Raw genomic sequence first — 26,757 nt, 5'->3', positions numbered from 1 at the left:
TTCCTTAAATTGCGCCGAGAATATTGCGCATAATACTGTCATACTTTTGAATAAAACGGTTTAACGCCTCAATAGCCGCGTTATAACGGGAACTAGCCTCATTTAAGCGTGTTGTTTTTTCCTGGACAGTATTGTTCAGTGGATTTACACGATCATTAACCGAAGTAGAAAAGTTGGCTAAGCGATTATTATCTTTGTCATATTCGTAAGAATCCGCCAGACCTGTCATAGCGCCGCTTTGCTTATTGGGACTCTCTAAAAATGCCTTAATAGAGATTTCAGAGCCAGAAGATATCTTCTTTAACAGTTTATATTCAGCACTTTTCTCAAAAGCGGCCTGATCACTAAAGCCATACTTCTTATAGTCCAGCAAATCGAAGGAACCGGAATCGGTAATATTAAGCGTCCCATTAGCTGCTAATTTCGCATTAATCTCCGACTGAATAACACTGTAAATCTTTAATTCTGCGGTCAATGCTGCCAGGTCATCACGCAACTCAAGTCGTTTTTTATCATGACCTGACATAACAGAAACAAATATATCGATTACATCATCATCAAGACGATCCGGCGTTAAATTAAAATGAACCGCAGCCAGAAAATCCCTTAATGTCCAATCAGTTTTTAATGTCGAGCTATTCAAGAAGGATTTAAGATTCTTGATACCATTCTTTATTTGGCTATCGAAATGACCATCTTTGACAATAGCGTCCGCTGGCAGAAAATAGGCAATCAGTTTTTTCAGGAGATCCTTATTTTTATTTTCAGTGATAACATCAGAACCAGATTTAATCTTGATCCCCTTATTAAGAATAAGCTCAACCAATTCATTGAGTTCAGAAGATCCAGAACCTTGTAATTGCTCTAGCGAAACCCCGTTCAGATCTTTCAAAAAAAGCTGTGGGTCATTTTGATATGGCCTAATTTCCACCTTCAAACTCCTTATACAATAATGCCACGCATACGAGGTGGGCGACGGAGACGCTTTCCCTCTTCCAGAGAGGGCGGTTGGTTGCTTCGTAAGCGATTAACTTCTGTCAGCAACTCTTGTTCGGCATTCTGAACTAAAGTAACGTCAGTATGACCAAACAGTTCTGTACCCACACTTGGGTTGATGCCAAGAGACTGCCACATCTCCTGCAACAGTTGCAGTCTGTGATCACTGTCCTTAATGGCCGCCTCAGCAGCGTGCAGTACCTTGGCGTTAGGTTTCTCTTGCATCAGTGACTCCTATAATAAAGAGAGATATTGATTCTTCCTGTCAAAGTTGGACTTTTTTTTGTTGTTTTCTCATTTGATGTAACGATATAACGCAACTGGCTTCTAACTCGAACCAGCCAGGCGCGACCTCACTTGCGCCTGTCCAACGGTGATAAAAGCGGGCCAAACGCTCATCATTAAGGGGAGAATCAACCAAAGTATTAACTTGACCATAAAGTCGGCTACCCGGCCCAAGCATTGCCATCGTTGCTGCTGCTAACAGATAAAGAGGCGCAAATGGATTAGCCAGTCCTCGACGCTGCCGGGTGCGACGTAACATGATGATCCAAACTCGTGGCGCATCATAGCGCCAAGCAATTTCACAATCTTCATACCACACACGCCAACCAAGAGGGATCGCGCTACTTCCCATATAGTGAGGGTGAACCGAATAACCCTGCTCCTCAAACCAAGGCTTAAGTGGATCACGGTTCATAGACACACCCTGCCAAGAGGTTGGATATTGATCTGTTGAGTCAACTCTTGATACGAGAGCACAGGCAAGCCGTGGTGATCACCTTCAATTAACTTACGAACATAGCGACGAATATCCATTGATACGATTAACACTGGCTTATTCTGCATCTGTGTTAAATCGCCCACTGTTTTCTTCATCTGTTCAAGGAAACTTTGCGTCACCGCTGGGTCTAGCGCCAGATAACTACCTGCGCTCGTTTGACGAATACCACTCCGGATCTGCTCCTCTACCTGTTGATCCAACAAATAGGCGGGCAGAATATTGTTGCCATTAGCATACTTGTAACAAATGTAACGCTTGAGACTACTGCGAATATATTCCGTTAATTGCACTACATCTTTCTCCTTCTGCCCCCACACCACCATAGCTTCGAGAATCGTACGTGTATTACGAATAGAGATGTCCTCGCCTACCAACCGTTGCAGTATCTCAGTCATCCGTTGCAATGGGATTATGCGCATGGCCTCCTTGACCAATTCCCCATAACTGCCTTCCATCTGTTCCAGAAGATAACGGGTTTCCTGCACGCCAATAAAATCTTCGGCATACTCCCGCAACACATGTGACAAATGCCAAGTGATCACCTGAGACATGGATAAAACCGCTAGCCCAGATTTCCCCAAACGTTCCTGATGTGCTTCGGCTACCCACAAGGTAGGCTGATTAGGTAATAGAGGTTCCCCTTCTTCATAAGGGATAGCCAGTAATTCCAACTGACTGACCGGTTCCTGCACCAGTAAATGCGCTGAACGCAGCCGACCACGGGCAACGGGCACCTCTTGTAGCTGGATCAGGTATTCCCCTTGCTTCATCCCTTCATTAAAACGTAAGTGAATACCCGGAAATGGTACGCCCAAATCCAAATAGAGGGCGCGTCGTACCCGTATTAATTCATCATTCAGTGAAATAGCTTCCAGCTCAGCCTGTAATCCCGCATCCACATCAATAAGTAAAGGAACCGTCATAGCAAATTCCTCTTTCTCATTCAGTTTTCCAGCTTTGGCCTTACTGCCGCTCTTGGGTTTAGATTTGGCCGCCGGTGCGCCTGCCCCTTGGGCTAACAGTCTAGGAAGATCCGCTTGTTGGCTGGCGTTGGCTTGTCGCTGGCGCTGGAACAGCAAATAACCGCCACCCGCCACCACCAGTGCAAGCATTAAGAAAGTTAATGTAGGGAATCCAGGAATAAGGCCAAATACCACCAATAAAACACCGCCAATTAATAGTGCCTTTGGTTGAGCAACGACCTGATCACCAATCTCACTACCTAGATCAGAGGCGTCTTCTGACGAAACTCGGGTAACAATGATGCCTGCCGTAATCGCAATCAACAGGGCAGGAACCTGAGAGACCATACCATCACCAACGGTCAAAATGGCGTAGAGCTGCAATGCATCGGACGCTGACATCCCTTTTTGGGTGACGCCTATAGTTATCCCACCCAAAATGTTGACAAAGATGATGAGGAGACTCGCAATCGCATCACCCTTAACAAATTTCATCGCACCATCCATCGAACCAAACATCTGGCTCTCTTTTTCGATAATGCTACGCCTCTCCCTGGCTTCATTGACGTCAATAACACCAGCACGCATATCTCCGTCGATACTCATCTGCTTACCCGGCATGGCATCAAGGGAAAAACGAGCACTAACCTCAGCTACGCGCTCCGAACCTTTGGTTATGACGATAAATTGTACAATAGTGATGATCAGAAAGATCACTATCCCGACTATCAGGTTGCCACCGACAACGAAATTACCAAAGGTGTAGACTATTTTACCGGCATCTGCTTGCAGGAGGATCATCCGGGTGGTACTGACGGAAAGCGCCAAACGAAACAGCGTGGTCACCAGCAAGACCGCAGGAAAAGCGGAAAACTGTAAAGGGGAATTGATATAGACCGCCATCATCATGAGCACAACAGAGATGGTCATATTAATGGCGATCAAAATGTCAAGTAGGACAGGCGGAAGTGGCAAAACCATCATGAAGACCACGGCTAGCAACAATACTGCCAACATGATGTCTTTACGCTCGCCAATCAGACGCAATAACTCAAACCCACGGTTCACAATAGGACCCCTTGAGCGAGATAACGCTGATAAGCACCGCGTGCTTCTTCCAGGTTCCCTTCCTGTTGACAAGCACGGCTAACACAAAGCCAGAGGGCGGCGCTTTGTTCACCCTGCTCTTGTAAGAGAGTGCAATGTTCTTTTGCCATGCTCCCCTCTTGCAGTTTAAGTAATGAAACCACCAAGGCGCGACGCCCTTCCTGATGTTCAGGATGCAAAGCCAGTAATGCATCCAATAAAATACGAGCTCGGTCAGGATGACCGTATTGAAGTTGAAGCCAGCCGAGCAGCAACAGAGCGCTCTGCTGTTTAGCACTGAGAGTCATGGTCATACCTTGTGCAACAGGTGCAGAGCCATCTGCAACAACTGTTCATCTTGATTCATTTTTTCCAACAGGGAGACAGCATGCTGTACCCTGATGTCATTACCTTGTTGCAAAATTGTACGCAGACCACTAACCGCCTGACGAAAATCATGTGGACGCAACAGAGAGTGAAACCCATCTTGCGGGCAGGCAAAAGCCAACAAAGCCTGATCAGCCTTGTTGGCTGGATAAAGACGTGCGGCGTGAGTCTCAACGGATTGACCATCGGGCAATAATGCGTAGCGATCAGGTAAACTAACCTCTATCTCTTCCCGACTGATCGCCGTTAGTTGCTCAATTCCTATATGGGCGGCAGCGATTTTGCTCACGAAGCGAGCACCTCACGCTGTACTCTTAGCAAAGAGCGAAATGCCTGATGCAGCAAGGGCAACGTTATATGTCGTTCATCTAGTGTCACAAACAATAACAGGCGATCTTCCCCCAACCAACCACAACGCAAGGGCAGTTCAGGCCCCTGACCACTGAAAGTGAGTAGCATCGCTTTCACCATGACCTCTTTTCCCTGATGCCAGGGAATTTCACGGGCCAGCCAAAGTGTTAATGCGCCACCATAGCGCTCAATTTGCAACGTACCAGAATACTCAAAATCGATTTGGATCAAGGGGCTAGAAGCATCAGACATCTCCATACCCAAATCCTGACAAAACTGGAGCAACTGTGGCTCTATCCAGTTCATGATGCTCCCTCTCCCGACCACAATTCGTCTTCTTCTCTCTCAATTGCTGTATCCAGCGCCAGTTGACAAGCATTAAGCAAATTTTGGCGCTGTTCTTCATCACTGAACACCTCCACCGGAATCAAGCGAATCACTCGCTTTAACTCCCGGTAGAAATGAATTTGAGTTTGGCTATCCTGCAATCCCAAAGTATGACCGAGTATTTCAACATCTCGCACATTGGCCCAACGTTTCTCAACCAGAGAAACGACATCCCCCATAAGGTCAGAAGGCCCGTATGCCATGACTTTCCCCCTCTACCACGCTTTTCCATAACTGCTCAACCTGAACCGATAAACTGTTAAGCAAACGGAGTTTATGCATGTCACTCATCACACGTTCCAACTTAATCGGATCAAGTTGCCGCTGTTGGCTGTCCAAATCAGCACTCAACGCTTTCATGATGAATCCTGTTACTTCCATCAGGGAACTACTCTTGAAATTGGATTGAATATCCCGCCAGGCAGCCGACAACCCTTGGTAATCCATAACTGCATCACGATAGATGTTGCGCAATGCTTGCAAATTACCAACCCCGTTTCTAGCTGCTGCCGTGGCATCAGGCGTAATGCGGGCTCCCAACTCGATAGCCATTCCCTGCTCTTGCGCTAAACGTGACAATTCCTGTTCAACCAATGTCAATATGGCATGTGCCTCTGGCCTACCCGCCAGCGCCTCACGGGCCTGACTTAGCGCATAGAATTGCTCACTCACCTCTCCAGAGAAACTTTCCAGATAAGCCTGTAACTGAGCAATATTAGTCAACTGAGCACTATTTAAGTGAGAGATCAATGCCTTGACTTTTTGTTGACGCTCTAAATCTGGCACTTTCTGCAAATATTCACCCACCAGTGCCTCAATTTCTCGCACCCTGGCATGTCCATCGCTAACTTTACGTTTGGAAAGTGGCATATCCTTGCGTTCCGAAAATGCAAAAGTCATCTCTTCGGCCGCATCAGCAAAAGACTGGGATGCTGATACCAGCACAACTTTCTCTCCCTGAAACTGACCTACCTTAGCTTGTTCCTGTTGTGCGGTAACCCCAGCACCCAGTTCTGATAAAGTTATCGAATGAAGATGATTCTGGATAATATCCATAGTCTACCTTGTCATATCAGAGTTAATAATGAACAAATTATAAAGATACCGCTCCTGGGCCTATGCCAAAATCAGTCGTGAATTTTTAGCAAAAACCGCCATAACTCAAGGAAGAGCCCCATTGTTCTGATATAAGACCCATAAAACATGGGCAACACACCGTGAATAAAATAGGAAATCTTACCGATAAAGCAGAGAACAGCCAGGTAAACTCCAACTATTTTCTAAAAACTCCCGACTCAGGTTGCAATCCCTTCCTCCTCCCCTTCTCTATAGTATTTATAGCAGAGGTTATATAAACGATTATGAAGCTTTCCCTTGACCATATTCCCGGCAAAATGCGCCACGCCATTAATGAATGCCGGCTAATTCAGATTCGCGGCAGGGTTACTCAGGTCACGGGTACACTACTTAAAGCCGTTATTCCTGGTGTACGGATAGGTGAACTTTGTCACTTACGCAATCCTGACAACACACTGTCGCTTTTGGCGGAGGTGATTGGATTCCAACAACATCAAGCCTTGTTAACACCTCTCGGCGAGATGTTTGGTATCTCTTCAAATACTGAAGTGAGTCCAACCGGAGCTATGCATCAAGTTGGCGTGGGGGACTACCTGTTAGGGCAAGTCCTTGATGGGCTAGGTAATCCATTTTCCGGCGGTCAATTACCGGAGCCACAAGCCTGGTATCCGGTTTACCGAGATGCGCCAGCCCCCATGAGTCGTAAACGGATTGAGCACCCGCTCTCTCTCGGCGTACGCGCTATTGATGGCTTACTCACTTGCGGCGAAGGTCAACGTATGGGGATTTTTGCCGCCGCTGGCGGCGGAAAAAGTACGCTATTATCTACGTTGATTCGTAGCGCCGAAGTTGATGTTACCGTGCTGGCGCTCATCGGTGAACGTGGCCGTGAAGTGCGGGAATTTATCGAATCGGATCTTGGTGAAGAGGGCCTAAAACGCTCAGTGCTGGTGGTAGCGACCTCAGATCGCCCGGCAATGGAGCGGGCTAAAGCAGGATTTGTTGCTACATCAATCGCTGAATATTTTCGTGATCAAGGTAAGCGTGTACTCCTGCTAATGGATTCCGTGACCCGTTTCGCCCGAGCGCAACGAGAAATAGGTTTAGCTGCCGGCGAGCCGCCAACCCGACGTGGTTATCCCCCATCAGTGTTCGCCGCTTTGCCACGGCTAATGGAACGTGCTGGTCAATCCGACAAAGGTTCGATTACCGCCCTCTATACCGTTTTGGTGGAAGGCGATGACATGACAGAGCCTGTAGCAGACGAGACCCGCTCTATCCTTGATGGTCACATTATTTTGTCACGCAAACTGGCGGCGGCTAACCACTATCCAGCTATCGATGTGTTACGTTCCGCTAGCAGGGTGATGAATCAAATTATCACTCCTGAACATCAGGCTCAGGCCGGCCTGTTGCGCAAATGGCTAGCTAAATATGAAGAAGTTGAGCTTTTGTTGCAGATTGGAGAGTACCAAAAAGGGCAAGATCCCGTTGCTGACAATGCCATTGCGCACATTGAAGCAATACGTAGCTGGTTACGCCAAGGCACCCATGAGCCAAGTGATTTACCGCAAACCTTAGCTCAATTACAGCAGATAACAAAATAATGATTGGCCGTTTACAACGTATAAAGGCCTTGCGAGTCGAACGCGCTGAAAAACATTTTTCCTTGCAACAAATGAAACTGCAAACGGCCCGTCAACACCATCAGCAGGCTTTGCAAACCTTGCAAGATTACTGTCAATGGCGAATAGAAGAAGAACAACGGCTTTTTGAATTGTGTCAAGGCCAACCTATTGATCGCAAAGGCCTTGAACGCTGGCAACAACAAATTGCCCTGTTACGCGAAAATGAAGCGCAACTGGAAAAGCAAGTGGCTGAAATGACCGAAAAAGTGGAACTGGAACTCCGTCAATTAAAAGAGTGTCAACGTGTTCTGCACCACGCACGCCAACAGCAAGAAAAATTTAATGAATTGGGTCGTCAGCAACAAGAAGCGATCCGAGCCCAAGGTGAATACCAGGAAGAGCTGGAACAAGAAGAGTTCCATCGCCAGGAAAGAGTGTAAAACAGAAGAGTATGAACCCACTGACAGCTATCGGCAAAAAAGATGTCTCCTCCCTCCCAACGTCGTCTCCCGCAGAAGCAGACGCAGATTCGCAACGCCGTTTCGAGCAAGCTATCACCTCTCATGCCGCCAACACGCGTCAGTCAACCACACGGCGGACGGAACAACCGTTAACCAATACGACGACAAACAATAAACCAGCGGATCAACATGCCACACATGACTCAGATGAGGAGCTTCCACTATTCGACTCTTCCCAACTGGCAATTGATGATCCGCGCAAGCAAGCCTTATCATTGACAGGCCATGGCATGCCTGCGCCACTTCAAAATCAGAAAAAAAACGTATCGTCCCCCGCTCATCGCTTCAATGAGATCGCTAACGAGATAAGGGAATCTCTGTCAGCACCCGAAGTCCCAACACGTCAGCCCAACCTGAACACCTTGACTGATTCTGGCCTAAAACCAGTTGATATCACGGTAACTTCTCATCTTGACACAGCAATGATACCTGTTCAGCAAGACATAAACGATGAACGGGCATATCAAACACCTAGCCGATCCCCATCTCAGCCAGATACACAACACGGTGCCATTCCTCACCAACAAACAGACCCAACTTTACCTATACCTGCCCGCCATGCCAACGAAATCAACTCTGCGGAAGGAAAAACACTGGATGAAATCGAAACATCCCATTTGTTGGTATTAAAGCCAAAAGAGTCCGACTCTCAATCCTCTTACTCTGGTGGATCAGACGGGAAAGCACCTTTCTTCCCACAAACGCAACTCCTGCCGGGGGAGCGCATCCTCGCCACGATGCAAGCAGCTTCAACCCTATCTCCCCTTTTGGAAGCGTTAATCGACAAACTGAGTGTAGAGATCAGTATCGAACTAACCCAACAGAAACGTCCGGCGACATTACATCTGACACTTCCTAGCCTGGGAGCACTTGAGATCCAACTCACCAGCGAGCATGGCAAACTTCAAATAGAGATTTTAGCGAATCCGGCAGCTCAACAACTCCTGAAACAGGCACGCTTTGAACTGATTGAACGTCTACAACTTCTTTACCCAACACAAACTGTTGAACTCTCCCTTCCGTCTCAAACGGATAGTGAACATGGATCACGTCAACGTCGCAGCGTATATGAAGAATGGAAAAAAGATGCATGAATAGCCTGACCTTATCCAAAGTTTCATTGGAAGAATTAACGCTGCACCAGACCCTGAGTCGCCACCAGCAACAATTTAATTGGGATAATAACTATCTCTCGCTGGATGTGATTTCTCCTCCTCAGACGTTAGACAGGAAACTGATCGCCCATTGGCAGGGACAAACCTTCTCCTTGTACTGCCATGCAGCCGAGTTAGCGCTGTGGCTCGCACCTGATCTACAACAAGCGGACCTCACATCACTCCCTCAAGATCTGCTGTTGGCACTACTGGAATATCAAAGCAAAGTGCTACCCACTCTGTCATGGTCAGCACTGAGTACCACGTCAGAACGTCCTTTGTCAGCTTGCTTACGACTACGCCTTGAACGGCCAGGGGCCACATTGCCGCTCTGGTTACCAGAGCCATCCCCCTTAATTGCCATATTGCCAGAACGTCAACCTAGAGAATGCCTGCCTATTCCATTACGGCTTTCTCTGCAATGGGGAGCAATAATCCTGACTTTAGATGTGTTTCGTACTCTGGAATCAGGGGATGTGCTGCTACTGCCCCCACAGCAACAACCAGATGACCCTTTATTAGCGTATCTGGAAGGACGCCCTTGGGCCTACTTTAAATCCCATGACCATAAATTGGAGTTAATCACTATGCACACCCCCTCTCCTGATAGTTCTGACAACGCTCTGCCAGTAACAGACTTAAACGAACTAGAGGTTCATGTCAGTTTCGAAGTGGGCCGTCAGACTCTGGATCTACAGACACTCACCAGCCTGCAACCCGGCTCATTACTCGATCTTGGTGTTCCTTCAGATGGCGAGGTACGTATTCTCGTCAATCAGAAATGCCTGGGTTCAGGGCGATTGGTGGATATTGAAGGACGTCTGGGTGTAAGAGTTGAACATCTCTCCGTGGAGAAACAACCATGATCCAGCTACCGAACGAATTGGATCTCATCATCGGTCTGGCCTTGCTAGCTCTGCTTCCCTTTATTGCCGTGATGGCGACCTCTTTTCTCAAACTGTCTGTGGTATTTTCCTTACTGCGTAACGCATTGGGCGTACAACAGATCCCACCCAACATGGCTATGTACGGATTGGCAATTATCCTCACTATCTATGTGATGGCTCCGGTGGGTTTCGCCACTCAAGATTACCTGCGTCAAAATGAAGTTTCATTCAGCAATGCGCAATCAGTAGATAAATTTGTGGAAGAGGGCCTGACACCTTACCGGAATTTTCTCAAACAACATATTAAACCCAGTGAACGCACTTTCTTTATCGATAGTACCCGACAAATTTGGCCAAGCCAGTATGCAGATCGGCTAGAACCAGACAGCCTATTGATACTGCTACCCGCCTTTACCGTCAGTGAATTAACCCGGGCTTTTGAAATCGGGTTTCTTCTTTATCTACCATTTATTGCAATCGATCTCATTATTTCTAACATTCTGCTGGCAATGGGAATGATGATGGTTTCTCCAATGACTATCTCACTTCCTTTCAAATTACTGTTATTTGTCCTGCTTGATGGCTGGACACGCCTAACACACGGCCTTGTTATCAGTTATGGAGATTGAACATGAGTAATGCTGATATTTTGCATTTCACCAGCCAATCTCTCTGGTTAGTGTTAATCCTTTCCCTGCCGCCGGTACTCATGGCTGCGGCAGTAGGAACATTGGTTTCATTGATCCAAGCGCTCACTCAAATACAAGAACAAACGCTTGGTTTTGTCATCAAATTAATTGCGGTCATTATTACTCTATTCGCTACAGCTACCTGGCTTGGCAACGAACTCTATAGCTTTGCCAACATGACCTTTCTTAAGGTGCCGCTAATCAAATGACCCTACCAGAGCTCCAGCAACAAATGCTTGCTTATACCCTGTTGTTACCACGCATCATGAGTTGCTTTGTGATATTTCCTGTGCTCAGCAAACAGATGCTAGGTGGTGGGTTAATCCGCAACAGCGTGGTCTGCTCACTGGCCCTTTATGCTTACCCAACAGTAGCAGGCAGTCAGTTGCCCACATTAGGTAGTCTGGAATTGACGCTGTTGCTCGGTAAGGAAGTCCTGCTTGGTCTGCTCATTGGCTTTATCGCCTCTATCCCATTTTGGGCGATGGAAGCCACCGGTTTTATTATAGATAACCAACGGGGAGCAACAATGGCTTCAGTGCTTAACCCTTCCCTAGGAAGTCAAACCTCACCCACAGGTCTATTATTGACTCAAACTTTGATAACACTCTTTTTCTCCGGCGGCGCTTTTCTTGGTCTGCTTGGCGCCCTATTTCAAAGCTATAACAGTTGGCCGGTAACGCAGTTTTTTCCCCAAATTACCAATCAGTGGATCCACTTTTTCTATGGTCAGTTTAGCTATCTACTACAGCTCTGCGCTTTAATGGCAGCTCCTTTGCTAATCGCCATGTTTTTAGCAGAGTTCGGGCTGGCACTGATTAGCCGTTTCGCTCCCTCTCTCAACGTTTTCGTGTTAGCAATGCCGATCAAAAGTGCAATTGCCAGCCTGTTACTAGTTATCTATATCCGGTTATTGATGCATCATGCCTATGATAAAGTGCTGTTAATTCTCTCCCCAGTGCGCATGTTAATCCCTATTCTGGAGGCACCATGAGTGGAGAAAAGACTGAAAAACCTACCCCCAAGAAACTTAGAGACGCCCGGAAGAAAGGCCAGGTAACCAAAAGTAACGAAGTCGTCTCCACCTCCTTAATATTGGGGCTAATCGGCATGATAATGGTCATGTCTGAATACTATTTGGAACATCTGGGTAAACTGATGCTAATCCCGGCTAATCTACTGGAGAAACCCTTTCCCCAAGCCTTCAACCATGTGGTTGAAAACTTGATGCAAGAGCTGGTCTACCTCTGCCTGCCAATTCTAAGTGTTTCCGTTTTGCTATCGCTGGCATCACACTTCGCTCAATACGGTTTTCTACTTAGTGGACACGCCATCAAACCTGATATTAAAAAGATCAACCCTGTTGAAGGCGCTAAGAGAATCTTCTCTATCAAGAGTCTGGTGGAATTCATCAAATCAATACTTAAAGTAGGACTGCTCTGCACCTTGGTTTGGATTACTCTGGCAGGCAATCTACAAGCACTACTGCGCCTGCCGGAGTGTGGAACAAGATGTATTGTTCCTGTACTCGGCATAATGTTAACCCAGCTCATGACCGTATGCGGCATGGGGCTTATTGTGATTTCTATTGCCGATTATGCCTTCGAACACTACCAACATATTAAGCAGCTTAGAATGAGCAAAGACGAGATCAAACGGGAATATAAAGAGAGTGAAGGCAGCCCAGAGATCAAAAGCAAACGACGTCAATTTCATCAAGAATTACAATCAAGCAATATGCGCGCTAGCGTTAAGAATTCATCAGTTATCGTCGCCAACCCAACCCACATTGCGGTAGGTATCCGTTATAAGAAAGGAGAGACACCGTTACCCCTTATTACACTCAAGTTCACCGATGCGCAGGCCCTGCAAGTTCGACGTATTGCTGAAGAGGAAGGTATTCCGGTGTTACAACGCATTCCGCTGGCCCGATCACTTTATCAAGATGGCCTGATAGACCAATATATTCCTGCTGATCTTATCCAAGCTACCGCAGAAGTTTTGCGCTGGCTAGAACAGTGGCAAGATCGCCCGCCGGAGCCGTAACCTGTCCTCAAACAGCGTTTTTTGACAGTCAAACTGCATATATGAACTGAGCATTGGCATTTAAATACCTTGCCAATGCTCAATTGCAAACGAAATACAATTTATACCCGTTATCTTTCAAGTTGCCTCTTTGTTGGCTGCACTCACTCCGGTCACATTAGTTACCTATGCTCCCGGGGATTCGCTCCCTTGCCGTCGCGATGCATCTTGAAATCCATAGGGTATATATTTGTTTCTTAAGCGTTACGATTTAATCACATAATAACAACAAATTTAATATAAATAAAAATTACTGCTAATAACCTAACATTGCTTAAACAATATTATAATAAACAATCCAATTCAGTTGGGTGGATTTTTTGTTTTTATCGATGGATCAAATAGCTGAAATCAGATTGAATTTATTATTAAGTGATTTATATTACACGTAGCTATTTTGATTTCACTTTGCGCTGATTTCTACACCTGCTAATTCGTTAATATTACTCTAGCTATCATTCATTACAATTACTAACGTATTATGAATCACTAATAGATTTCCTGAATAAAAGGAGATAACTATCAATATCAGTCAAGACAAAAGACTCGGTTTATATACCCGTCATCTTTCAAGTTGCCTCTTTGTTGGCTGCACTCGCTCACCCCGGTCACATAGTTATCTATGCTCCCAAGGATTCACTCCCTTGCCGTCGCGATGCATCTTGAAATCCATAGGGTATAACTTTATAACTAAGGGTGCAAAATTTATAGGCAATCGTTATCGTGCAAAAAACTGATCCCTTTTCACTCTTCGTTTATAAAACGTTTATAAAACGTGAGAATAATACAGTATTCGGACCAAAGAACATTATAGGCCCACTAGCAAAAATCATTTTAATTAAAAGATGCTATAGTTAACCATCAGGTTAAATACGTAAAATTATTTTTCACTGTCTATTCCAGGCAGCGAAACCAAAGAAAATATCTACTAATAATAATGTAATTTGTATTTTTAAGACATAACACCAACAGATCCAGGACAATAGAATGAACGGCATCACAACATCAGGGAAGGGAATGGATATCTCACTACTCCAGCGTAGCATGCCTGCCTTTAACGTTATAGAGCACCCCCAAGAAGGGATATATATCCTGCTCGAAGGTGAAATGACATGGCAGGACAGTACCAATACCTACGATATCTCCCACAACGAGTTGCTTTTTGTTCGTCGTGGCAGTTATGCAGCAAAAACGCGTAGCGATACTTGCAAACTACTCTGGTTGCCTCTGAGTACAACTTTCCTCCACGGGTTTCTGCAACGCTTTGGTACTCTGCTCAGTGAAGTCGAGCGGCACAACATGTCAACACCCGAATTAATTGCATTTACCTCATCCCCTCTGTTATCTCAAAGTATAAATGGGCTGGTCGATCTATTGGCTCATGATTATCCTACAGCGCTGGGTCAACTCAGAACAGAAGAACTGCTATTGTTATTAGCATTTGGAGAACAAGGTACTTTGCTCATGTCAGTATTACGACAATTGAGCAATCGCCAAGTGGAACGTTTACAGAGTTTTATGGAAAATCACTACCTTAAGGAGTGGAAACTCAGTGAATTCGCTAAAGAATTTGGTATGGGATTAACCACCTTCAAGGAGCTGTTCCGTTCGGTGTACGGAATATCACCACGCGCTTGGATCAGTGAACGCCGTATTCTTTATGCACATCAACTACTACTCAATAGCGAGATGAGTATTGTTAATATCTCGATGGAAGCAGGATTTTCCAGCCAATCCTACTTCACTCAAAGCTATCGGAGACGCTTTAATTGCACGCCCAGTCGAGCCAGGTATGGCAAAGAGTAACGATTGGCTAAAATAATCTGACGTTTTTTACAAGTTAACCGTTGGCCTGACAGATAAAATAAGGCCATCCCTAATTTAATCGACAAGAGTGACTAGCAGCAAGATGAGCATAGCATGAGCCAGCAAGACCATAATCAGACTCGAACCAGCATGTTTCTCGGCCGCAAGATCTCTGTCACGCAGTCGGGAATTCCACGCCGGGATCAATTACTCGGAAAATCATCGGCTATTCAGTATCAGAATAGAGACATTATCAATAGCCAACAGTTTATTTTATTACAACGTTTGCTACCCAGACATCTGCTGGAAAGCTTGATCAAGTCCGTCTGGTTTCGTAGACGGTTAAATTGCGGGCAAGCTTTGCGGCGTGATGACCTACAACAGCTCATTAGAGCGGCGGCAGAACCGGAATGTGACTGGAATAAGGTGCTGGGTGACCGCATAAACCTAGCTGACAGACATCTTTTACAGCACTGGGTATTACAGCCGCTATTTGACTGGTGGCTCCGTTTGTTGGAGCCAGAGATAGACTTCTGGTTCACTGAATTTGATCAGTTACAGATCCAAGAACGGCAACTGCGTGCTAAAGCGCATTTTTGGCAGCAAGCCGAAAGCGTCTCGTCTCAATGCCGGGAACAATATCATAAAGAGGTTACATCTTTGCAAGCAGCGCTTAATCAACGCAAGCAACTATTAGAAAAACGGCTGTTGACAACGGAAACCCAAGCTCGCGAAGCATGGCCCAACTGGTTTACTGGGCTAGATGCACTCCAGACTGGCGGCGACCTAACCGCTTTTATGCCGGTTCCCGAAGCACTGTCATCCTGTTGGGCGTGGTTGACTACTTTAGAGCATGACACCGAGGAAGCTACTCACTTGAAAAAATGGCTTTGTGCCCATTTTCTGTGCCTGCCACAGGACAATTTTTACTGGCAATCGACGACCTAATTATTAGAGGAAACATGCAAATTCTACTCAATCATTTGGCCAGTCGCTTAGGCCAGAAGCCTTTTATTTCCGATAGACAAGGGCATTACCATTTGCACATTGATAACTACAACCTGTTTTTTCGCCAACAGGGAACTGAACTTGTGTTATCCAGCCCGCTAAGCTGGCGCCACAACCCAAAAGATCCGTCAGGCGATGAATTACTGAAAACACTATTGCAACAAGTTACGCGCTGGGGACGCCATGCTCCCCATGCACTGACCTTAGATGAATCAGAGAATCTTATTCTGGAAGCACGCCTTGACCTTGATAGTTTGGATATTCAAATACTGGAACAGATGCTAACTCTGCACATCGATCTACTGGAACAAATCATGGCTTTATTGTCGGAAACCCAATCCGCCCCTCAATGGAAACAGGCAATATGGCAACCATGAAACCATTCCAAAGGCTATGCCGTTCCCTACTGTTATCGTTGAGTATCAGCAGTGTGATGCTCCCTTCTGCTTATAGCCAAGATCTGGATTGGTTTCCTGCGCCTTATAACTATCTGGCAAAAGGAGAAAGCTTGCGGGATGTACTGGTTAATTTCGGCGCCAACTATGAAGCATCAGTGGTTGTCAGCGACAAGGTGACCGATCAAGTTAACGGCCATTTTGAGCAGGACACTCCTCAGGAATTCCTGCAACATTTATCCTCTCTCTATAATCTGGTCTGGTACTACGACGGGAGTGTGCTTTATGTATTCAAAAACAGTGAAATACAATCGCGCTTGCTTAAACTTGAACGGACCAACGCAACGGAGTTACAGCAAGCCCTAAAACGTTCCGGTATTTGGGAGCCACGCTTTGGCTGGCGTCCTGATCCAGGCAACCAACTGGTTTACGTATCAGGCCCTCCTCGTTATCTTGAACTGCTTGATCAGACTACATCCGCACTGGAACAGCAGTCATTGCTGCGTAGCGAAAAAACGGGCGCCTTGACAGTGGAAATTTTCCCGCTCAAATACGCCTCAGTGGTCGATCGCAAGATCCAGTATCGTGATACCAGTATTGAGGCGCCGGGCATAGCCACCATCCTCTCCCGCCTGCTCAGTGATACCAATGTGAGCGCTGTTACTGGTGAAGCATCTTCTTCTATGGGAGAAAGCTACTCAAACCGTGCGGTCGTACAAGCAGAACCCTCCCTAAATGCCATCATTGTACGGGATAACCCGGAAAGGATGTCCATGTACGCCCATTTGATCAACGCACTGGATAAACCATCCGCCCGGATTGAAGTTGCCCTTTCCATCGTTGACATCGACGCAAACAACCTTTCAGAACTAGGAGTTGACTGGCAAGTCGGAATCAACACCGGGCCTCGCCATATCATTGATATCACAACTTCTGCCAGGGAAAAAAGAGAGAGCAAAGAAAAAGGTGAAAACCTCGGTTCAGCCGCATTAGGTAGCCTGGTCGATCGCCGTGGCCTGGATTACCTGCTCGCCAAAATAACCTTACTAGAGAGTAAAGGAAGCGCTCAGGTGATTTCCCGCCCAACGCTTTTAACGCAGGAGAATACACAAGCAGTCATTGACAACAATGAAACCTACTACGTAAAAGTTAATGGCGAACGGGTTGCCGAGCTTAAAAGCCTTACCTATGGCACTATGCTGCGCATGATCCCTAGAGTCATCCAAGTAGGAGATTCTCCTGAAATCAGTTTAGACCTGCATATTGAGGATGGTAACCAGAAACCTAATAGCTCAGGACAGGATGGCATCCCGACTATCAGCCGAACCGTTGTCGATACCGTTGCCAGAGTTGGACATGGGCAAAGTCTGCTGATTGGTGGCATCTACCGCGACGAAATGAGTCAAATAACACGCAAGGTGCCATTTTTAGGCGATATCCCCTACCTAGGTGTCTTGTTTCGCAATACCAGTGAGCAAGTTCGGCGATCAGTACGGCTATTCATTATTGAGCCACGTCTGATTGATAGTGGGATAGCCCATTATCTGGCTCTTGGTAACGGACAAGATCTACGCCCTAGATTACTGGCAACACAGGATATCTCTAACCAGAGCCTATCGCTGAGTAAAGTTCTGGGAAGTGCACAATGCCAACCATTATCCTCAGCCCATCAAGTACAAGAAACCCTACGGCAAGCAGGTAAAAGCTCATTTCTATCCTCATGCCGAATGGGTAAAACTTACGGATGGCGAGTCATTGAACAACAATGTTCATTGAAGGAAACCTGGTGTGTTCGTGCGCAAAATAAGGCGAACAGATGAGTTGGAAAATTCGCTTTTACCGCGGACTGAATAAAAGTATTGAGGTTAATTTAGCTGAGGGGCGTTTAGCCATCGGCTCAGACCCCCTACAGGCAGATATCGTTCTGGTGGATGAAGATGTTGCGCCTGTGCACCTGATTTTAGAAGTCGAACCAGACTCAATTCGCCTGTTGGAATGGGCCGGTGAAGTCGCACCAAGTCAGAATGGCGAACCGCTATCATCGGGTGCGACATTGCAAGCGCTGGCCCGTCAAGAGGCTGGCCCGTTATTGTGGGCTTTTTGTGACCAACAACATGCATTCCCGAACCAACTCGCTGAACTGGCGGTCATACCACGCCAGCGCCCTGCCCGCCAAAATCGTAGCCGGGTAGCAGGCGGGATGTTGATACTTTGTCTGGTCTTGGCACTCGGTCTTCTGGCACTGCTTGGGCATGAAGGATGGCAAAGGAGCAACATGTCCAATGGCCTCGCCGAGCAAGAACTACGCCGTTTTCTCAATGGCGATTCAGCCTATCGCCAGATAAGTGTACAAATGATGCCCGATCATGGGCCACTACTGCTCAAAGGTTATGTGGACCTCAATCAACAACGGCTGGCGCTGCAACAGTATCTCGATACTCACTCTCTCAGTTATCGGCTGGAGTTGCGTACTATGGAAGAATTACGTCAGGGGGTGGATTTCATTTTACAAAAATTAGGCTATGCCCAGGTGCAAAGCCGCAATGGCAAACAACCCGGTTGGGTCCGCCTTACGGGAGAAGTCACTGATACCAGCCAGCAATGGAACGATATCGAGTCACTACTCAAACGTGATGTTCCGGGATTACTTGGTATAGAAAACCAGACGAAGTTCACCGGTAATCACCTCAAGCGACTGGATATGTTATTGGCTAAACATGATTTACCCGACTCGCTGATCTACAAAGATAAAAATGATCGTATCGAGTTCACTGGTCAATTGGATGAGCACCAGACGCATAACTTCTACCGCTTACAGCAGGTATTTAAACAAGAGTTCGGCAGCCGGCCAACACTGGTATTACTGAATAATAAGCGTCTCACTCGCAATGATGAGCTCAATTTCGACGTCCGGGCCGTTTCCTTCGGGCGTGTACCCTATGTGGTACTCAAAAACAACCTGCGTTATCCGGTTGGAGCAACCACAGAAAATGGTTTAAGAATCGAAGCCATCCGTCAAGATGCGATTGTTATTATCAAGGGTGGACAACAATTTATCGTCAAACTTAACAGGAGCCCAGCTTCATGATGACATCCCTGGAAGCACGACTGTTTGGTGCTGATCCCACTTATGTCAACGAAATGCAACACCGTCTCGCTCAGGCGCTGAACGATATCAAACAACGCCTGAGACGGGGCGGTTCAGTACAAGAATACCAACAATGGCAACTGGAGGCTGATGCCATCCAAGCTGCAATCACAATACTTAACACAACAGAAGGAAACCATCATGGCTGAAATTTTTACTTCCGCAAAGACAGTTAATACTCTCGATAAGGTTGCTGAGCAGCTTAAGACCCAAGCCAACACAGCTAACACCGACGTTAATGACGCAATCGCCGCCCTCAGCGGCGGGCCTGATAACCCTGCTTTGCTAGCTGATTTACAACACAAAATCAACAAGTGGTCGGTAATCTACAACATTAACTCTACTGTCACCCGGTCCATGAAAGACCTGATGCAGGGCATATTACAGAAGATCTAATCATGACACGTTCACTCAAAGGGCTACTGGCAGATATTGCTCTGGTTGGAAGCGGCCATCACTGTCATGACGAAGCCAATATTATTGCCGACTGGCTGATGTCAAGCGAGGAAGGACAAGAAGCAGCAAACCTGATTCGGCTCTCTTCTCTAACGAACCAAGGCAAATATCAACAGGCTCTGGATTTTGGTCGGGATCTTCCTTGTCCCAGTCTGGAACCGTGGTTAGCGTTGTGTGAGTGGCGTTTGGGTCTGGCATCAGCTCTGGAGCAGAGACTGACGCGAATGGCGGGCAGCGACGATCCACAATTGCTCTCCTTCGTTGACGGCATGCGGGAACAACTGGCTCATGAATAGGATTGAAGGACCATCCTATAACACTGTGTCGCAACCAACGGTACAGCCTTCGGTCAGTTCCAAGCACCAGCACAGCTTTGAGCAAGCACTGGAAACCACGCCTGATCAGCAAATGCTGAAAGAGCGCCAGCAACGCTGGCTTCAGGGAGAACCGCTGGAAAACGTTTTAGCCGACTTCGAGCCAGCGACACAGCGCAAAGTGACATGGCAGTGGTATCAGGCTTTACCGTCTGACAAACAGCCCTCCCAACGTGCTCAGTTAGAAGACAAGCTGATCGCTCCGGTACAAGAGCAGCTATGGTCGCAGTTTGGTGGCTTGACAGGCAATATCAAGCCATCACTGGATATGCCAGAACTTAGAAAGATTGTTCGTGAATTCGCCCCCACAGGTCGACAACAGGAGACAGTGCTCCTCAAGATACTCGGCAAGATTGAACCTATTCCTGGCAATGAGTACCTGAATGACCTTATCCGGCAGGAGTTGAAAACATTGATCCCCCGTAACGGTATGGTGGATAACCTGATGCGAAACTCACACAAACCTGATTTGGAAGAATAATGGATCTACCGCAACTCAGTAAAACAAGGATAGACAACCTAGATAAACTCAACACACCTCAAATTTGGAGGAACAATGGATCTACCACAGATAAGCGAGACACTGATCACCAGCCTGGATGAACTCAACACATCTCAGGCCAGTGCCGAAAATATTGCGAGTTTTGAACTTGCTATGTCCAATCAAGATCAGGGGATTGAAAACAATCTGATCAATGAATTAGGTCAGATCAGGCAACAACTTACTCAGGCGAAACAAGATCTGGAAACACAGCTAGCGGTCCCTAGCAGTGATCCTAACAGCCTGATGCAAATGCAGTGGTCTCTAATGCGGATCACCCTGCAAGAAGAGCTGATTGCCAAAACGGTAGGACGACTCAATCAAAACATTGAAACCCTAATGAAAGCCCAGTGAGGAGCTGTGAAGAAACACTATATAATCTGCGTCATGCTCGCTGTCCTGATGCTAACTGGCTGTAAAATCGAACTCTACACCGGAGTTAGCCAAAAAGAAGGCAACGAAATGTTAGCCTTGCTCAGGGAAGCGGGCATTTCCTCTGATAAGCAGCCAGACAAAGATGGCAATATCAAGCTGTTAGTCGAAGAGTCTGATATCGCCCAAGCTGTTGAGGTGCTCAAGCGTAAAGGATATCCACGGGAGAGCTTTTCCTCGTTACAAGATGTCTTCCCTAAAGACGGCCTTATCTCTTCACCAATAGAGGAGCGAGCACGGCTTAATTTCGCCAAAGCACAGGAGATTGCTCGAACACTTTCTGAGATAGATGGTGTGCTGGTAGCACGGGTACATGTTGTTTTACCCGAGGAGCAAGACAGACTAGGTAAAAAACTATCGCCAGCCTCTTCCTCGGTGTTTATCAAGCACGCAGCGGATGTGCAACTCGACACTTACATTCCTCAGATCAAGCAACTGGTTAATAACAGCATTGAAGGGTTGAGTTATGATCGGATCAGTGTCGTATTAGTACCCGCAGCAGGCGTACGTCAAGTACCGCTGGCACCACGCTACTCCACGCTGTTCTCTATCCAAGTGACTGAAGAGTCACAGGGACGTCTGCTTGGAGTGTTGGTACTATTGTTAGCCTTATTATTTGTCAGTAATCTGGCGCAATTCCTGTGGCACCGAAGCAGGATGCAATAAATGGTAACCGCATTAACGCCTTATCAATTTCGGTTTTGCCCTGCCAGCTATATTCATTCTGACCATCTATTATCGGAATGGCTTGCAGTCTTATCTTCCCTACCTGAGTGGCGAAACTCTCCCAGGCTAAATGGGCTACTGCTGACCCAATTTGATCTACATGTGGATTATGAATTACCAACTGGATTGGGAAATATTGCCTTGTTAGAGCAATCGTGCTTAGAACAACTTCTTACCTGGCTAGGAGCTTTACTTCATGGGCAAGCTATCCGCCATTGTCTGATGGCGACAGAACTTCGCCACTTACATGACTCACTAGGAAAAGAGGGACATCGCTTCTGCTTAAATTATCTCGACATCATTATCGGCAACTGGCCAACTGGCTGGCAGCGCTCATTACCACCAGAAATCAATGCAAACTATTTTCGTACCAGTGCTTTACAGTTCTGGCTAACGGCAATGGAGTCTCCTCCTATCGATTTCGCTAAGCGCCTGAGTCTGCGGCTTCCCTCCCATGAAAACCTCGCGGCCTGGCCTGTCAGCCAGGCAGAACGACCGTTGGCACAAGCATTGTGTCTCAAATTGGCTAAGCAAGTGAACACAGAATGTTACCATTTATTAAAATAACAACAGAGCATCTCCAACTGTCTCCTGAACTCCAGATACTGCGTAAAGCGGACTATCAAACCTGCCTCAGTGCCAAATCTCTGCTTGAGGCTGCCCGGCTTCAGGCACAAGAAATTGAACATGACGCGCAGGCGGTGTATGAGCAACAAAAAGAGTTAGGTTGGCAAGCAGGCATTGATGCTGCCCGCGCAGAACAAGCTAACCTGATTCATCAAACCCAGTTGCAATGCCAACAATATTACCGACAGGTGGAGCAACAGATGAGCAATGTAGTATTGCAGGCTGTACGTAAAATCCTAAAGAATTATGACCAAGTTTCCCTCACCTTACAGGTAGTTCATGAGGCCCTGTCATTAGTCAGTAACCAAAAACAGGTTATCCTGCGCGTTAATCCTGAACAGGCCGCAACAGTTCGCGAACAAATATCACGGGTACACAAAGATTTCCCTGAAATCGGCTACTTAGAGATCACTGCTGATGAGCGCCTCGATCAAGGGGGCTGTATTTTAGAAACAGAAGTCGGGATCATTGATGCCAGTTTGGATAGCCAATTAGAAGCACTGATGTCAGCCATCAATAACCAATGGCAAAGTTGACGACACCATCACACTTCAAAGAGATAACCGGTTTTCGACGGAAAGTGAAAATTTCTTCTGCCGTTATTAATATTCTCTATTTCGACAAAACATTATGATTCACTCTACCTAATATCCAAGCGTATATCTCAAAAAAACCACTTAAGGAGTGACCATTGTCTCCCATTTCAGGTATTAATCACCAAAGAATATTTCCTACCCAACAGCTCGATACCACAGCCGTTAATCAACCACAGGGTGAACTGTCGGGTAAATCCCTGAAAGTCTCTTCACCCAGACCAGGGTTATTAGAGCGCCTCTCAGCGGCGATTCAACGCAATCTACCGGGCCATTCTATGCTCGATCGTCAACTAACCACCGATGGCAAGAAGAATCAAGAAAGCCGCTTCTCGTTCAGCATGATCAAGGACAGAATTGTTCACTTTGCGGTGAGCACCACATTAGGGAGTGTTAGAGATTCTGCAAATAAACACGGTGGAGAAGTGACTTTCAAGTTCGCCCAGACCAAAGGTACCTTTCTGGACCAAATCATGAAACATAGTGACACCTCCGGCGGGGTTTGTGAATCCATATCAGCTCATTGGATAAGCGCTCATGCCAAAGGAGAAAGTGTCTTCGATCAGCTCTACGTAGGCGGCCAGAAAGGTCAATTCCATATCGACTCTCTGGTTTCCATCAAACAGTTACAGATGGATGGCATGGACCCCTATGCCGAACAAAGTCAAATAACGGAATCCTGGCTTAGTGAGAACGGCGTCCAACCACGAAGCCAGCTTGATACAAACGGCGAAACTGGCAGCAAAGGCACAAAAGATCTATTAAACGCTATCCTGGATACAGGTAATAAGGGATCAGGCTACAAGAAGATCAGCTTTGAAGGGCAGATGGCTGGACACACTGTAGCCGCCTATGTCGATGACCAGAAAGGTGTTACCTTCTTCGATCCTAACTTCGGCGAGTTCAACTTCCCGGATAAAACCTCATTCTCCAACTGGTTCTCTCAAGATTTCTGGTCCAAATCCATGTACAACAAGGAAATCGGACTGGGACAAAATTTCTACGTTTCCAACTTCGAGCCTAAAACACGATGACACACGATTATCACCAGCTTATAGAAGCGCTGTTCTCTAAACTCGGAGTGCCCGCGTCCCCTACCGACGATGGTATCTACACTTTAGAAGTTGATGGACGTTTTCAGGTATTGATTGGCTGTTATCACGACAACTGGCTACAGTTGTTCTGCGAATTAGGGTCCGAAGTCAGTCATGCCAACAATCTTTTTGGGCAACATTGGCCGGCTCATGTCCAAGGTGATTTGGATGGACAAGCAATTTTGTGGTCACAACGCCCCTTGGTCGAAGTAGACGTAACTGAACTACAAGCTTGGTTAGAACGCTTTATTGATGATATTGAGCAACGCCTGACACCTAACACAACCCAACAGCCTAAAAATCTGCCGCCTTCCTTGATGCGGGTTTGAAACCACTACCGGAATATAAGTTTAATGGGAGCTTCAATATTTGCTCCCCTTTAAACTGCCAAGGCGAAATAATCAAACAAAGAGTTAAAAAAAATACTGTTACCGCCATGCAAAAAAACCGCAATTAAGCGGTTTTTTACTGATTAACAACTTTAACTACTCAGGATATTACCTTCATCGCTATCGTAAAGTCGCTAATAGATTTAAGCAGTCAAATTAAATCAAGATAATACGATAACATTTGCTGCGGATGGGCCTTTAGCACCACTCTCAACAGAGAATGAAACTTCCTGACCTTCTTCCAGTGTTTTGAAATTATTACTCTGAATTGCAGAATAATGGACAAAAACATCTTTACTTCCATCTTTTGGGGAAATAAAGCCAAAACCTTTATCGTTGTTAAACCATTTTACTGAGCCAGTCATTGCATTAGACATAGAATTTTCCTTTAATTTTATTAAGTTGCCATAAGGCGTTATGAGGTCTGTTTTTCAGTTTTACTTATGGATACTAATTATAAGGAATTCGCAATGAAGTGGTATCGGGGATAACGCTAAATGGTGAACTGCTTTAACTTTCTTTTCATAAATAGGTCTGTACTTCCAAACCAGTGACGTTATTAAATCACATTGATTGGTCATTAGCAAATTTTAATTTCATTTATTTTTTTCTATTGGTGTTCTCCTTTATCCTAAATTTCGACTTTATCCATATTGCATGGCTTTACCATGGCCATAACTAACTGAATTATAAAAAGTTTTTATCTACAAACCCCTATTTTTCAAAGTTATAGCAACTGATTTAAATTTACAATTTATCCCTAACAACCTAATCAGGCTACAATCCGTAACCTGAAATGAATAAAAATAAAATTAACATGCAGCAATCTTCAAATAACCATTGCAGTTAGTGAGCTGTGACATATTAACATAAGGGAAAATCTTATAGTTATTAATAAGTTTTCCATTAAGAGCGCGACATTTTGCTGAAACATTACATGAACGCTCTCCGGCTTTCGAGACCGATGCATTACAAGATTGGGCAGCACTAGATACATTCCACTTCGCAATACAATCCTGAGTAGTAATTGGAATAGTAGGCACAATAGACTTGTCATCTCCACTACTTGCATTTGCAGAAGCAATGCGACTAACATAAACTTCTCATATTTATGTATCCTTAGAGAATCATGCATTTCTCATATAACGGATATTGGCAACATACATTATTATTATCTAATTGAAATTGCTTTTCATGGCTATTTTAGATATGTTAATGTTTTTCTTAAGCAATATTTGATTTCTGAGTAAAATCATATGATCAATATTCTCAGTGGATGGGAGAATTTCATATATCCACATTAAAAAAGTAGTCCACTCCCCATACAGGGCAAGATCACGAACGTTTATTAACCACAAAATGATTAATTAACGCACTAAAATTGATTGATTAATGAACTTTGTTAGTCATTAATGGGCCTTGCATGTTCAAAATTTAACCAAAATGAATGATAAACGCACACTCATGCTCTCGCCCTGACTCCCCACATGATTACAAGTCAATTGGAATATAATATGAAAAAAACCATATATTGATTTCAAACGATTATCATTAGATATCATACTATTTTTCTTGCAAGATTCTAATAACTAAATATGAAGTTTCATTAAATTATCATTTATTAATTTGATAGATCAATATGGATAAATACCGGACAAAAGGCACATAAATCAAATCTCAATTAAATCAATTCACTATAATATTTATATGCTTAAAATGATAAAAATGGCTATAGGGTAATATTGAAAAAAATAAATATCATCCCAACATATTGGAAGTTATATCTATAATGTTAATTTAAAGATGGATAAATATCTCTATATTAGCATTAAGTGATTGCAGGTTATTAATTTGTAATATAGTAATTACGATGACAGAGAAACTATTTAAGAGATTACCCAAGAAGAAGATGGAAGAATATTAATAATTGATTTCAGCATTAAACAGTAACTGAATTACAAGGTAGATTCACATAATAAGTGCAACATCGTTAATCTGGAAGTAAACATGTTCGTATTCCCTTAAATAATTCATTCGGTGTTTTCCCACCCCGTGTTTTTCGGGGGCGATTATTTAATCGGTTTACCACAAAATTTATTTCCTGATCAGAGATTTCATTAAAATCGGTTTCCTTTGGAAAGTATTGTCTGATTAACCCATTGATATTCTCATTG

The 26,757-nt window shown here is 45.3% G+C and carries 34 protein-coding genes; 23 read left to right on the top strand and 11 right to left on the bottom strand.

The genetic code is table 11. From position 1 onward, the window contains the following. Positions 1–4 precede the first annotated feature (4 nt). The 9 genes from AACQ83_RS18280 to sctW are packed head-to-tail and all read right to left on the bottom strand — an operon-like array spanning position 5 to position 6,009. Complete coding sequence (locus tag AACQ83_RS18280) at positions 5–931, bottom strand: virulence-associated V antigen (RefSeq protein ID WP_112879044.1); 927 nt, start codon at positions 929–931, stop codon at positions 5–7. An 11-nt stretch (positions 932–942) separates the two neighbouring features. After that, positions 943–1,221, bottom strand: coding sequence for an LcrG family type III secretion system chaperone (locus AACQ83_RS18275; protein WP_112879043.1), 279 nt, complete (start codon positions 1,219–1,221; stop codon positions 943–945). 40 nt (positions 1,222–1,261) lie between these two features. Next, positions 1,262–1,696, bottom strand: a complete 435-nt coding sequence (locus AACQ83_RS18270) for an LcrR family type III secretion system chaperone (protein ID WP_112879042.1) — start codon at positions 1,694–1,696, stop codon at positions 1,262–1,264. After that, positions 1,693–3,759 carry a type III secretion system export apparatus subunit SctV gene (sctV, locus tag AACQ83_RS18265; protein WP_112879066.1) on the bottom strand — a complete coding sequence of 689 codons (2,067 nt, stop codon included), beginning with the start codon at positions 3,757–3,759 and terminating at the stop codon, positions 1,693–1,695. Before sctV ends, AACQ83_RS18270 begins: the two co-directional genes overlap by 4 nt. Before the next feature lie 47 nt (positions 3,760–3,806). Continuing rightward, positions 3,807–4,136, bottom strand: coding sequence for a type III secretion system chaperone SctY (sctY, locus tag AACQ83_RS18260; RefSeq protein ID WP_112879041.1), 330 nt, complete (start codon positions 4,134–4,136; stop codon positions 3,807–3,809). Between the two features lie 2 nt (positions 4,137–4,138). Further along, positions 4,139–4,504 carry a YscX family type III secretion system protein SctX gene (gene sctX, locus AACQ83_RS18255; RefSeq protein WP_112879040.1) on the bottom strand — a complete coding sequence of 122 codons (366 nt, stop codon included), beginning with the start codon at positions 4,502–4,504 and terminating at the stop codon, positions 4,139–4,141. Beyond that, positions 4,501–4,872: a type III secretion chaperone SycN gene (gene sycN, locus AACQ83_RS18250; RefSeq protein WP_112879039.1), complete on the bottom strand. Its 372-nt coding sequence runs from the start codon at positions 4,870–4,872 to the stop codon at positions 4,501–4,503. The genes sctX and sycN overlap by 4 nt, the downstream gene beginning before the upstream one ends. Next, entirely contained in the window at positions 4,869–5,156 is a 288-nt protein-coding gene (locus tag AACQ83_RS18245; protein WP_112879038.1) for a TyeA family type III secretion system gatekeeper subunit, read from the bottom strand. Before AACQ83_RS18245 ends, sycN begins: the two co-directional genes overlap by 4 nt. Then, entirely contained in the window at positions 5,137–6,009 is an 873-nt protein-coding gene (gene sctW / locus AACQ83_RS18240; protein WP_112879037.1) for a type III secretion system gatekeeper subunit SctW, read from the bottom strand. The genes AACQ83_RS18245 and sctW overlap by 20 nt, the downstream gene beginning before the upstream one ends. A gap of 305 nt (positions 6,010–6,314) precedes the next feature. Between sctW and sctN the strand changes: the two genes are divergently transcribed. The 23 genes from sctN to AACQ83_RS18125 all read left to right on the top strand — a co-directional run bounded on the left by sctN (position 6,315) and on the right by AACQ83_RS18125 (position 24,523). After that, positions 6,315–7,637 carry a type III secretion system ATPase SctN gene (sctN, locus tag AACQ83_RS18235; RefSeq protein ID WP_112879036.1) on the top strand — a complete coding sequence of 441 codons (1,323 nt, stop codon included), beginning with the start codon at positions 6,315–6,317 and terminating at the stop codon, positions 7,635–7,637. Then, on the top strand, positions 7,637–8,098 hold the full coding sequence (locus tag AACQ83_RS18230) for a type III secretion protein (protein WP_112879035.1): 462 nt from the start codon (positions 7,637–7,639) through the stop codon (positions 8,096–8,098). Before sctN ends, AACQ83_RS18230 begins: the two co-directional genes overlap by 1 nt. 11 nt (positions 8,099–8,109) lie before the next feature. Beyond that, positions 8,110–9,273, top strand: coding sequence for a type III secretion system needle length determinant (locus AACQ83_RS18225; protein ID WP_112879034.1), 1,164 nt, complete (start codon positions 8,110–8,112; stop codon positions 9,271–9,273). Continuing rightward, positions 9,270–10,199: a type III secretion system cytoplasmic ring protein SctQ gene (gene sctQ / locus AACQ83_RS18220; RefSeq protein WP_112879033.1), complete on the top strand. Its 930-nt coding sequence runs from the start codon at positions 9,270–9,272 to the stop codon at positions 10,197–10,199. The genes AACQ83_RS18225 and sctQ overlap by 4 nt, the downstream gene beginning before the upstream one ends. Next, positions 10,196–10,849, top strand: coding sequence for a type III secretion system export apparatus subunit SctR (gene sctR / locus AACQ83_RS18215; protein WP_112879032.1), 654 nt, complete (start codon positions 10,196–10,198; stop codon positions 10,847–10,849). The genes sctQ and sctR overlap by 4 nt, the downstream gene beginning before the upstream one ends. 2 nt (positions 10,850–10,851) lie before the next feature. Next, a complete protein-coding gene (gene sctS / locus AACQ83_RS18210; protein WP_112879031.1) occupies positions 10,852–11,118 on the top strand; it encodes a type III secretion system export apparatus subunit SctS in 267 nt (88 codons plus the stop codon). Beyond that, positions 11,115–11,903 carry a type III secretion system export apparatus subunit SctT gene (gene sctT, locus AACQ83_RS18205; protein ID WP_112879030.1) on the top strand — a complete coding sequence of 263 codons (789 nt, stop codon included), beginning with the start codon at positions 11,115–11,117 and terminating at the stop codon, positions 11,901–11,903. The genes sctS and sctT overlap by 4 nt, the downstream gene beginning before the upstream one ends. Continuing rightward, on the top strand, positions 11,900–12,955 hold the full coding sequence (sctU, locus tag AACQ83_RS18200; protein WP_112879029.1) for a type III secretion system export apparatus subunit SctU: 1,056 nt from the start codon (positions 11,900–11,902) through the stop codon (positions 12,953–12,955). The genes sctT and sctU overlap by 4 nt, the downstream gene beginning before the upstream one ends. Before the next feature lie 1,026 nt (positions 12,956–13,981). Then, on the top strand, positions 13,982–14,800 hold the full coding sequence (locus AACQ83_RS18195; RefSeq protein WP_112879028.1) for a helix-turn-helix transcriptional regulator: 819 nt from the start codon (positions 13,982–13,984) through the stop codon (positions 14,798–14,800). A 114-nt stretch (positions 14,801–14,914) separates the two neighbouring features. After that, positions 14,915–15,748, top strand: coding sequence for a T3SS regulon anti-activator ExsD domain-containing protein (locus AACQ83_RS18190; RefSeq protein ID WP_112879027.1), 834 nt, complete (start codon positions 14,915–14,917; stop codon positions 15,746–15,748). A 14-nt stretch (positions 15,749–15,762) separates the two neighbouring features. Further along, positions 15,763–16,185 (top strand): YscB family type III secretion system chaperone, encoded by a 423-nt coding sequence (locus tag AACQ83_RS18185; RefSeq protein WP_112879026.1) that lies wholly within the window; start codon positions 15,763–15,765, stop codon positions 16,183–16,185. Next, a complete protein-coding gene (gene sctC / locus AACQ83_RS18180; protein ID WP_275658148.1) occupies positions 16,173–18,023 on the top strand; it encodes a type III secretion system outer membrane ring subunit SctC in 1,851 nt (616 codons plus the stop codon). The genes AACQ83_RS18185 and sctC overlap by 13 nt, the downstream gene beginning before the upstream one ends. Next, positions 18,020–19,291: a type III secretion system inner membrane ring subunit SctD gene (gene sctD, locus AACQ83_RS18175; protein ID WP_112879025.1), complete on the top strand. Its 1,272-nt coding sequence runs from the start codon at positions 18,020–18,022 to the stop codon at positions 19,289–19,291. The genes sctC and sctD overlap by 4 nt, the downstream gene beginning before the upstream one ends. After that, on the top strand, positions 19,288–19,500 hold the full coding sequence (locus AACQ83_RS18170; RefSeq protein ID WP_049582494.1) for an EscE/YscE/SsaE family type III secretion system needle protein co-chaperone: 213 nt from the start codon (positions 19,288–19,290) through the stop codon (positions 19,498–19,500). Before sctD ends, AACQ83_RS18170 begins: the two co-directional genes overlap by 4 nt. Then, on the top strand, positions 19,493–19,747 hold the full coding sequence (sctF, locus tag AACQ83_RS18165) for a type III secretion system needle filament subunit SctF (protein WP_112879024.1): 255 nt from the start codon (positions 19,493–19,495) through the stop codon (positions 19,745–19,747). The genes AACQ83_RS18170 and sctF overlap by 8 nt, the downstream gene beginning before the upstream one ends. Before the next feature lie 2 nt (positions 19,748–19,749). After that, entirely contained in the window at positions 19,750–20,103 is a 354-nt protein-coding gene (locus AACQ83_RS18160) for a YscG family type III secretion system chaperone (RefSeq protein WP_112879023.1), read from the top strand. After that, entirely contained in the window at positions 20,096–20,662 is a 567-nt protein-coding gene (locus AACQ83_RS18155; RefSeq protein WP_112879022.1) for a YopR family T3SS polymerization control protein, read from the top strand. Before AACQ83_RS18160 ends, AACQ83_RS18155 begins: the two co-directional genes overlap by 8 nt. 75 nt (positions 20,663–20,737) lie before the next feature. Next, complete coding sequence (sctI, locus tag AACQ83_RS18150; RefSeq protein WP_112879021.1) at positions 20,738–21,076, top strand: type III secretion system inner rod subunit SctI; 339 nt, start codon at positions 20,738–20,740, stop codon at positions 21,074–21,076. A gap of 6 nt (positions 21,077–21,082) precedes the next feature. Further along, on the top strand, positions 21,083–21,820 hold the full coding sequence (gene sctJ, locus AACQ83_RS18145; RefSeq protein ID WP_275658147.1) for a type III secretion system inner membrane ring lipoprotein SctJ: 738 nt from the start codon (positions 21,083–21,085) through the stop codon (positions 21,818–21,820). Beyond that, positions 21,821–22,447: a Yop proteins translocation protein K gene (locus tag AACQ83_RS18140; RefSeq protein WP_112879019.1), complete on the top strand. Its 627-nt coding sequence runs from the start codon at positions 21,821–21,823 to the stop codon at positions 22,445–22,447. Next, positions 22,426–23,043 carry an HrpE/YscL family type III secretion apparatus protein gene (locus AACQ83_RS18135; protein ID WP_112879018.1) on the top strand — a complete coding sequence of 206 codons (618 nt, stop codon included), beginning with the start codon at positions 22,426–22,428 and terminating at the stop codon, positions 23,041–23,043. Before AACQ83_RS18140 ends, AACQ83_RS18135 begins: the two co-directional genes overlap by 22 nt. A gap of 155 nt (positions 23,044–23,198) precedes the next feature. Then, positions 23,199–24,134, top strand: coding sequence for a YopT-type cysteine protease domain-containing protein (locus tag AACQ83_RS18130; protein WP_112879017.1), 936 nt, complete (start codon positions 23,199–23,201; stop codon positions 24,132–24,134). Then, complete coding sequence (locus AACQ83_RS18125; RefSeq protein ID WP_112879016.1) at positions 24,131–24,523, top strand: CesT family type III secretion system chaperone; 393 nt, start codon at positions 24,131–24,133, stop codon at positions 24,521–24,523. The genes AACQ83_RS18130 and AACQ83_RS18125 overlap by 4 nt, the downstream gene beginning before the upstream one ends. 221 nt (positions 24,524–24,744) lie before the next feature. Here the strand turns inward: AACQ83_RS18125 and cspE are convergent, their stop codons facing one another. Both cspE and AACQ83_RS18115 read right to left on the bottom strand, forming a co-directional pair. After that, positions 24,745–24,960 carry a transcription antiterminator/RNA stability regulator CspE gene (gene cspE / locus AACQ83_RS18120; protein WP_112879015.1) on the bottom strand — a complete coding sequence of 72 codons (216 nt, stop codon included), beginning with the start codon at positions 24,958–24,960 and terminating at the stop codon, positions 24,745–24,747. 1,613 nt (positions 24,961–26,573) lie between these two features. Beyond that, on the bottom strand, positions 26,574–26,757 hold a 184-nt coding region (locus tag AACQ83_RS18115; protein WP_370446037.1), incomplete at its 5' end, for a transposase.

The sequence above is a fragment of the Photorhabdus sp. S10-54 genome (assembly GCF_963878145.1).
Taxonomy (GTDB): domain Bacteria; phylum Pseudomonadota; class Gammaproteobacteria; order Enterobacterales; family Enterobacteriaceae; genus Photorhabdus; species Photorhabdus kayaii.
The sequence above is the reverse complement of the archived record's forward strand: the minus strand, read 5'-3'. Positions and strand labels throughout refer to the sequence as shown.

Excerpts from the sequence above, each read along its gene's own strand:
- AACQ83_RS18275 (WP_112879043.1), bottom strand. The coding sequence starts at position 1,221 with ATGCAAGAGAAACCTAACGCCAAGGTACTGCACGCTGCTGAGGCGGCC.
- AACQ83_RS18270 (WP_112879042.1), bottom strand. The coding sequence starts at position 1,696 with ATGAACCGTGATCCACTTAAGCCTTGGTTTGAGGAGCAGGGTTATTCG.
- sctV (WP_112879066.1), bottom strand. The coding sequence starts at position 3,759 with ATGTTGGCAGTATTGTTGCTAGCCGTGGTCTTCATGATGGTTTTGCCA.
- sctY (WP_112879041.1), bottom strand. The coding sequence starts at position 4,136 with ATGACTCTCAGTGCTAAACAGCAGAGCGCTCTGTTGCTGCTCGGCTGG.
- sycN (WP_112879039.1), bottom strand. The coding sequence starts at position 4,872 with ATGAACTGGATAGAGCCACAGTTGCTCCAGTTTTGTCAGGATTTGGGT.
- AACQ83_RS18245 (WP_112879038.1), bottom strand. The coding sequence starts at position 5,156 with ATGGCATACGGGCCTTCTGACCTTATGGGGGATGTCGTTTCTCTGGTT.
- sctW (WP_112879037.1), bottom strand. The coding sequence starts at position 6,009 with ATGGATATTATCCAGAATCATCTTCATTCGATAACTTTATCAGAACTG.
- sctN (WP_112879036.1), top strand. The coding sequence starts at position 6,315 with ATGAAGCTTTCCCTTGACCATATTCCCGGCAAAATGCGCCACGCCATT.
- AACQ83_RS18230 (WP_112879035.1), top strand. The coding sequence starts at position 7,637 with ATGATTGGCCGTTTACAACGTATAAAGGCCTTGCGAGTCGAACGCGCT.
- AACQ83_RS18225 (WP_112879034.1), top strand. The coding sequence starts at position 8,110 with ATGAACCCACTGACAGCTATCGGCAAAAAAGATGTCTCCTCCCTCCCA.
- sctQ (WP_112879033.1), top strand. The coding sequence starts at position 9,270 with ATGAATAGCCTGACCTTATCCAAAGTTTCATTGGAAGAATTAACGCTG.
- sctR (WP_112879032.1), top strand. The coding sequence starts at position 10,196 with ATGATCCAGCTACCGAACGAATTGGATCTCATCATCGGTCTGGCCTTG.
- sctS (WP_112879031.1), top strand. The coding sequence starts at position 10,852 with ATGAGTAATGCTGATATTTTGCATTTCACCAGCCAATCTCTCTGGTTA.
- sctT (WP_112879030.1), top strand. The coding sequence starts at position 11,115 with ATGACCCTACCAGAGCTCCAGCAACAAATGCTTGCTTATACCCTGTTG.
- sctU (WP_112879029.1), top strand. The coding sequence starts at position 11,900 with ATGAGTGGAGAAAAGACTGAAAAACCTACCCCCAAGAAACTTAGAGAC.
- AACQ83_RS18195 (WP_112879028.1), top strand. The coding sequence starts at position 13,982 with ATGAACGGCATCACAACATCAGGGAAGGGAATGGATATCTCACTACTC.
- AACQ83_RS18190 (WP_112879027.1), top strand. The coding sequence starts at position 14,915 with ATGAGCCAGCAAGACCATAATCAGACTCGAACCAGCATGTTTCTCGGC.
- AACQ83_RS18185 (WP_112879026.1), top strand. The coding sequence starts at position 15,763 with ATGCAAATTCTACTCAATCATTTGGCCAGTCGCTTAGGCCAGAAGCCT.
- sctC (WP_275658148.1), top strand. The coding sequence starts at position 16,173 with ATGGCAACCATGAAACCATTCCAAAGGCTATGCCGTTCCCTACTGTTA.
- sctD (WP_112879025.1), top strand. The coding sequence starts at position 18,020 with ATGAGTTGGAAAATTCGCTTTTACCGCGGACTGAATAAAAGTATTGAG.
- AACQ83_RS18170 (WP_049582494.1), top strand. The coding sequence starts at position 19,288 with ATGATGACATCCCTGGAAGCACGACTGTTTGGTGCTGATCCCACTTAT.
- sctF (WP_112879024.1), top strand. The coding sequence starts at position 19,493 with ATGGCTGAAATTTTTACTTCCGCAAAGACAGTTAATACTCTCGATAAG.
- AACQ83_RS18160 (WP_112879023.1), top strand. The coding sequence starts at position 19,750 with ATGACACGTTCACTCAAAGGGCTACTGGCAGATATTGCTCTGGTTGGA.
- AACQ83_RS18155 (WP_112879022.1), top strand. The coding sequence starts at position 20,096 with ATGAATAGGATTGAAGGACCATCCTATAACACTGTGTCGCAACCAACG.
- sctI (WP_112879021.1), top strand. The coding sequence starts at position 20,738 with ATGGATCTACCACAGATAAGCGAGACACTGATCACCAGCCTGGATGAA.
- AACQ83_RS18140 (WP_112879019.1), top strand. The coding sequence starts at position 21,821 with ATGGTAACCGCATTAACGCCTTATCAATTTCGGTTTTGCCCTGCCAGC.
- AACQ83_RS18135 (WP_112879018.1), top strand. The coding sequence starts at position 22,426 with ATGTTACCATTTATTAAAATAACAACAGAGCATCTCCAACTGTCTCCT.
- AACQ83_RS18125 (WP_112879016.1), top strand. The coding sequence starts at position 24,131 with ATGACACACGATTATCACCAGCTTATAGAAGCGCTGTTCTCTAAACTC.
- cspE (WP_112879015.1), bottom strand. The coding sequence starts at position 24,960 with ATGTCTAATGCAATGACTGGCTCAGTAAAATGGTTTAACAACGATAAA.